General features: G+C 42.0%; 7 protein-coding genes. All 7 read right to left on the bottom strand.

Features of this window, described 5'->3' with window-relative positions; all coding sequences use genetic code 11:
* Positions 1-662 precede the first annotated feature (662 nt).
* Positions 663-899: a hypothetical protein gene (locus QZZ43_RS01350; RefSeq protein ID WP_291855364.1), complete on the bottom strand. Its 237-nt coding sequence runs from the start codon at positions 897-899 to the stop codon at positions 663-665.
* Between the two features lie 153 nt (positions 900-1,052).
* Positions 1,053-1,325: a hypothetical protein gene (locus tag QZZ43_RS01345; protein ID WP_291855360.1), complete on the bottom strand. Its 273-nt coding sequence runs from the start codon at positions 1,323-1,325 to the stop codon at positions 1,053-1,055.
* The gene (locus QZZ43_RS01340) at positions 1,309-1,503 is read right to left on the bottom strand and encodes a hypothetical protein (protein WP_291855358.1); all 195 of its coding nucleotides are present in this window, start codon (positions 1,501-1,503) and stop codon (positions 1,309-1,311) included. Before QZZ43_RS01340 ends, QZZ43_RS01345 begins: the two co-directional genes overlap by 17 nt.
* Before the next feature lie 162 nt (positions 1,504-1,665).
* Entirely contained in the window at positions 1,666-2,586 is a 921-nt protein-coding gene (locus QZZ43_RS01335) for a nitroreductase family protein (protein WP_291855355.1), read from the bottom strand.
* A gap of 2 nt (positions 2,587-2,588) precedes the next feature.
* Positions 2,589-3,287 carry a hypothetical protein gene (locus QZZ43_RS01330; protein ID WP_291855352.1) on the bottom strand — a complete coding sequence of 233 codons (699 nt, stop codon included), beginning with the start codon at positions 3,285-3,287 and terminating at the stop codon, positions 2,589-2,591.
* Positions 3,288-3,423: 136 nt separating this feature from the next.
* On the bottom strand, positions 3,424-4,821 hold the full coding sequence (locus QZZ43_RS01325; protein WP_291855350.1) for a bifunctional class I SAM-dependent methyltransferase/glycosyltransferase family 2 protein: 1,398 nt from the start codon (positions 4,819-4,821) through the stop codon (positions 3,424-3,426).
* A gap of 257 nt (positions 4,822-5,078) precedes the next feature.
* Positions 5,079-6,710, bottom strand: coding sequence for a hypothetical protein (locus QZZ43_RS01320; protein ID WP_291855347.1), 1,632 nt, complete (start codon positions 6,708-6,710; stop codon positions 5,079-5,081).
* Positions 6,711-6,993 lie beyond the last annotated feature (283 nt).

Below are 6,993 nucleotides of genomic sequence, written 5' to 3'. Positions count from 1 at the left end.
CTACACAACAGTTTAATGAAAGTACTCAGGAAAATGCAGCATCAGCTGAAGAGTTGGCTGGCACAGCCGAAGAGCTTAGCAATCAGGCAGAGGTGCTGAAAAACCTCGCCGACCAGTTTAAAATTAGAAAGGATTAAAAAGCAGCTGTTTATCCCTGAAGAAACAAAAGCATATTTTTGTCTGGAACGGGTTTCGCTGGTAGATAAGCGCGCGGCCCCACCCTTTTCCGGACCAACAGATAGCGGATTGGTTTAAATTTAAACGGACTATTGCCATGTCATGTATAAATTGACGTATAAGTTAAAACTTATTTTTGCTTTTCTCAGAATGAAAAAAAGTGCGAATAGCCTTTGCTAAGTAAACTTTTTATCATCAGGAGAAAACAAAAATCAGTGGTGCTTGGTGCGATGTTTTATGCTTGACACGACATTAGTCCCCCTTGAGGCGATTTAGGAGGACAGATTTAGAGGACCTTCATAAGTTCACCAGCTCTGAGAATCTCTGTGTCTCCTCCATAACCTCGGTGTAATAAAAAACACGAAACTCAATATCCGCCAGGGGAGTTTGAAGGGGTCTCTTAAATCCACCATCACATAACACTCAACTTATCAGCACTTTAAAGCATCACTCCCGGTAGTTTATCTGTGAAGAACAATGTTTTGTTAAACAGAAAATACATTAATCTGCTGATATTCAATAGCATAGTGCGCTTCTATTCGGTCCTTCTCCGGGTCTTCTTCGGGTCTTCTTCGGCCTTTGTTCGGCTGTTGTTCGACTCTTATAAGGTCGGAGAATGGTCGAAGAACAATCGAAGAAGCCCCGAAGAAGGTACAACTAAGGTACGAAGGAAGTACAAAGCGAAGGGTGACGGGGGCCGAAGAGCATGGGGGGAATGACATGGAGCAAAGAGCAAGGGGCATGGAGCCAGGGGCGTGGGGCAGAGAGCAGGGAGCATGGAGATTGAGGCTGAGGCTAAAACTGAGGTTGAGAGGTTAGAAATTAGATACTCAAACGAACGGTCAGCAATCATCTTTTCAGAATAAACCGCATTCTCAATGTTCTTTTGTTCCAATCCCTTTAAAAAATGTATAGCTAAATACACCATCTGGCTCGGTTGTCCGCAACAAATCACTGATGCCCTTGGCAAATAGTTCTTTTTCTATCAAACCATGTAGGACAGCTTGGTCGCCCACCCCTTCTATCATAGAGGTAAATGTGCCTTTAATAAACCCATCTACAAGTTCCGGTTTGCTATTATCAACGTAAACAACTCTGGGAGATACTTGCAGATTTGAAAGTCCAACCGATTTAAACAAGGGAAACAACTCCCTTCCAATGTTTGATTTCTGTTTGGGCACCAACCCCACAACCCGCCTCAAGAACGAAACTTCCCTCCGAAAAGAATGAGTCATTATGAATAATGTCTGTCAGGCTTTTAGCCTGATTATTAAGCCGCTGAACCTCCCAGTCCGAATATCCGTGAACATACTTTTCTCTTTCCATTTTATTTTTTTTAACCGTCACAAAACTAACCTTACAAATCTCAGAGCCTTGCGCCCTTATTCAAACGTTTAAAACCGTTCGTATCTCATATAATAAATCCACCAGGGCTCCCAAATAACTCATTTTTCATTCCTCCAAGTGAAGACAAATAATTCAGGACGTTCATTCCATCATCGACGTTGATGCAAATGTTCTATTGATGCCCTTTCTGTATTTTACCGCAGAATACCCAAAAATCACAAAGAGACCTTCCCTGCTTCGATATTTGATTCCATGAATTTCCCTAAACTTTTTGGCTTTACGTCCATTCTGAATTAAAGGATGCACACCCCCCAACATGCAGGTTCCTAAGCCCAACGATTCAGCCGCATACATTGCTGTTGTGGCAGCAACAATCGGGTCAGCAGGATCACAATAAGGAGAACCATAAAAATACATAGCCAGGGGAGCATCGTAGTTTACCAGATTAACACCTTGCCTGGTATTATCGATATACAATTTGAAAAGGGGTTTAATAAACCCTTTAAACATTTCATCATTTCTCGTCCCCCAAAATGGACGCATAATCGACAAGAACCATCCTGAAACAAACCATTTCATATCTTTCAAATAATCACAAAAATCCTTAGAAAATCTGTTTGTCTTTTCTTTTCCATCAAGTATCAGAACATTTACATCCGAGGGAGGAAGTCCCATTGGGGAAGTTCTGGCCGCAGTAAGTATTTTTTGAACAATTTCTGGCTCAACTTCTTTGTCAATAAATTCTCTTACGCTTCTTCTCCTCTGGAATAAAGCCAATAATTGCTCATAGTTGGGAAGAACATCTTTACCTGGTAAATCAAACAAATCGTCTATTGATATCTCTCTTCCCGATATCTCAATTGCTCCTGTCGGACAAATTGCCATACAATGTCCGCAACCTATGCACCCAAAGGCTGGTGTATTGCTGATTATAACTTTATTATTTTCAAGGCTAAGACTAAAGTCTTTGCAAACAACAACACATTTTCCACAACCGAAACACTTGTTCGTATTTATTTCAATTGTGGCCTTTTCTTTTGTTCTGGAGGTTGGAATGGCCATTTTTAAGACATCATGAAAAATTTATTAATACCAAAAGTCCTCGGACATTTCCGCCGGCATTCAAAACATTTCTTTAAGACAAATCCCTTGGTTGTCTCATAATTCGATAATGGACGACAATACTCCTGAATTACTGTCTCGCCTGTAAGAGCTTGAGCCGGACAATTGTCAAGGCAGATACGGCAATGCGTCGGACAAACTTCATATTCCGCAATCGGATCAGGCTCCAACTCAAGATCCGTAAGCAGGGCTCCTATCTGGATCATATTTCCATACTCCTTGTTTATAAGCAGATTATTGCGCCCCAACTTACCCAGTCCTGCCAGATAACCGGCATGGCGCAGGGATAATATCCCCTTACCCTGTTGGGCTGTCTCTTCCCAATGCAAATAAGGATCATCCGTAGGAATGACTACCGTCCTAACTCCCGCCTTTTCAAGTTCAACAGAAATTTCAAAAGTCATCAGGTCAACTTTTTGCATGGCCAGCGTATTCGTATGCGTATAAGGCACGGGATTATCGGCAAACAGACTTTCAGAGGGTACCCTGATGGCAAATACAATAACCGACCGCGTCTGTGAATAAATGTCACACGGGTGAAAACCTTCAGGAGCAACATCAAACCTGTCTCGGGAGGCCACCCCAAAAAGATCGGCACCACATCCGAGCACAAGCTCTTTTATCTCTTCCTTATTTATCATTGATCATTTGGCTTTTTTATCAAATCATATTTTGCTGAAAAATAAAACTCTTCTCCCACCATTCAACCTACCCTTCCTACCTTCCCCATGCTCCTTGCTCCCTGCTCCCTGCTCCCCGCTCCATGCACCATGCCCACTACATTCTAAACTTAATCCGCACCGCAGCAAAAACACTCATTTTCAACAGCAAAAATCCATGGCGAAACCTTCGGATATTGGTATTCCCGTATTTTCTTTCTTTATAATGTATAGGAAGGTCAACCATCTTCAAATTTAGCTTATGGGCCCCAAACAACAAATCAAAATCTCCAAAGGGATCAAAATCTCCGAAATAATTCCGGCTCTGTTCCAGCACTTCATAATCTTTTCGAAATAACACTTTCGTTCCACACAAGGTATCCTTTATGGGTTGTCCCAACAGCCATGAAAACATCAGTCCGAAAAAATGATTTCCCAATGTATTTAAGGGTCGCATAGCATTCCTTTCCATTGGATAAACCAGTCGTACTCCATTGATAAACTCTCCTTTTCGATTCTTCATAGCTTCATAAAAACGGGGTAACTCTTCTGGAGGAACAGTCAAATCCGCATCCAGTATCATCAATACATCTCCTGTTGCTATTCTAAATCCGGCCCTGACGGCATCCCCCTTCCCCGTCCCTGATTGTGTCAGAATCTTTACATCATGCACTCCAACGTACTTTTCCTGAACTTCCACCATGGTTCTCAACGTTGAATCCGTCGAATGTCCCTCCACGAATATAATCTCCACATGTTTGCCAAAACAGGGAATTCGGCGAACAGCTTCCTCTATATTTCCGGCTTCATTTCGGGCCGGAATGATTATACTGGTCGAATATTCCGATTGACGGGCTTGTTGACCAGGGGATTTGCGTGCAAACAAATACCGGTTCACACACAAACTTCGGAACAGAGGCAATCGCCCCACAAATTGATTTAAAATTCTGGAAAGCACTGGAATTCCAACTGGAAAAAGTAGATCGCTGGACCGACGATAAGTTTCAAAACCATTAAGATATAAAATGTTTTCGAGATCCGTCAATGAAAGCCAGTTCTGAATCGGACTGCGCTTTTTCAATCTCAGCCACTCCGCAATCCGGATTATTGGCTCCCACAGGTGACTGTAGGTCGTTATGATTATTCGACTACCTGAATGGGTTACCTTATGCAACTCACCGATAACAACATCCACATCGGGCAAACCCCCTACCAAATTGGACATTATTATGGTGTCAAAACTCTCTTCAAACTCCAAATTCTCGGCTGCCATCTCTTCAAAATGAATGCCGGGATACTTTTGCCTGGCTTTTTCAATCATTTCCGGGGAAAAATCAATACCGGTTTTTTGAGCAGCATCCAGCCCGGCTAGTAAATCCCCAGTCCCACACCCTATTTCCAAAACCCGATGACTATTGGGAACAAAGTACCCGCAAAACCTAATGATACTGTCCCCATAATAAGACCTGTTCTTCCTGTTCTTTTCGCATTTCCCTAAATCGGTATTTATTCGCACATTTTTACGTCGCAACATATTCAAATCTAAAAAACACTAATTCATTCTTACAATTTATACTATATTCTTCCCTCTGACTCCAGCCTCTTTACTCCCCGCCATGCCCCATGCCATACATCAATTCTCACCCTGAGCTATGAGCCACGAGCTCACAGTCAAACTCCCCAAACCCTCCCCCCATGCACCATGCACCATGCTCTTTGCCCTATGCCCCATGCACCATGCCCCATGCCCCATGCCCTCTGCCCAACAATCGCCTATTCACCATACCCCACTCCCTCATAATCCACCTTCAAAAGCCACGCTGGTTCCTCATCGCCAATCTTCTTACACAACACAAACACGTGTGGATACTTCTTGGTGATAATTGCAAGGTATCTGTGAATGGTATTAATGACCTGCCCGCTGTTAAAACGTGGATTTTTTCGCAGACTGGCAACCAAAACATGGGTAACGCCGGTTTCATTTAGCCGATGAAGCAATGTATCTGGATCATCTGACTGGAAACGATAGATACCATAAAACTTCTTACCATCTCCAAACAGCCGTGCCATATTCGGTTTTCGACACGCCACATAGCTTTCCGGAGGTAATTGCATCCCTGCATAAGCTGCCATTTTAAGGTAATTCTCCCAATCAGGGGTATAACCATAGTACTTATCTCCGCCAAGATTCTCCCAAACGGCTTTAAAATCGGAATGCCGAATGGTTTGCACAAAACTTAAAACTATGGATAAGAATAAAAGGATAATGGGTATCCGGACAAGTCCTCTCATTTTTCCAGCCCCCAAAACCGACACCATTGTTTCTGATAGAAATAAAACCATTAATGGAAAAAAGGGAATAATCAATCGCTGTTGATTCCAAAGAGGCTGCAGGGAGATAAAAGTGGCTCCAAGCATAAAAAACAAATAAATTCCGGTAAAAAGCATTAAAGGATTTTTTCTAATAAAGTGCCACAATCCTCCAATTAAAACAAAGTACAACCCCAGGGTCACCGGCTTATGCACAGCAAGCGAAAGAGCGGGTTTAAACCCTGTGAGAATCATAAAATGCCTTGACAGATAATTGTGAGAGTTGACTACAAATCGCACCAGAAACCCGGAAAAAGTTTCCCGTCCGGAGGTAAAATCATACGGGTGTTTATGTAAAAGAGAATCAGCTTGTCCTCCTTGCAGAGGAGTTACCTCAAAAATATAATACTGCAGCAGAAACAATACACCCGAAATGGCAGTAAAAAACAAAACAACCCTTAAGCCATCCTTAAATCGACGGAGAACTAAGAGAAAAACAAGCAGGGCAGGGAATGCAACAAATCCTACTGTCCGGGTAAATCCCAGAACTACGAGAAACAGTGATAAAAGAAAAACATCGCGCACCCGACTGTCAGTTCCCTTTTCTGTTATAATTCGGTTAAGATAGAAAAATAAAAGGCCCTGAACCATAAAGAAAAAAGCTTCAGAGTAGGTCTGACTTCCATAATACAGAAAATGATGATTAACCACCAGGGCAAAGACACATCCCCAAAGAGCTATTGGAGATACCTGCCCCCTATAACTCCTGTAATAAAATAGCAACCCGGCGGAAAGAAAAATCCATGAGGTAATTTTCAAAATAGAAATCTTTAACCCGAAGATCGCAATACACAATGAAAGAACAATCGGATACAAGGGCCCCTGATAAGTCGGAAAACGTCCTTCCTTCAGAAAATCATAGGCCCTAATTATGTAGGAACTGTCATCGCCACCTTCACTGATACGTAAATTAAAGATCAATATACTAAGCAATATATACATAGTACCTGCAAGCATAAAAAACAACCGCCTGTGATCTTCAAAAAATGCTGATACCGATTTGATTTCTTCTGTAGCTATATTCCTCTTTATCATTTCTTTTGGTTAAAGTCTAAGATACTTTGCCAACATGGGGAATTCCAGAATTTCTTGTCTGATTAATGCAAAGTATTTTTCTGTTATTAGAAATCAGAACTCCACTCAATTTGCTGGTGACAAAAATGATAAACTGAACACAAACCGGATGGCAATCTATGGTAGTTAAACACCACTATTTCAACCAAAAAATAAATCGAACCGGACGCAACCCTCAAAACCATGCCAGTGGACGACCTTGGCAGATAAGCCTAAAAACAAGGTTATTCTATCGTAAAATCGT

This window comes from Marinilabilia sp. (genome assembly GCF_016278715.1).
Taxonomy (GTDB): domain Bacteria; phylum Bacteroidota; class Bacteroidia; order Bacteroidales; family Marinilabiliaceae; genus Marinilabilia.
This window is presented reverse-complemented; position numbering and strand designations above follow the sequence as displayed.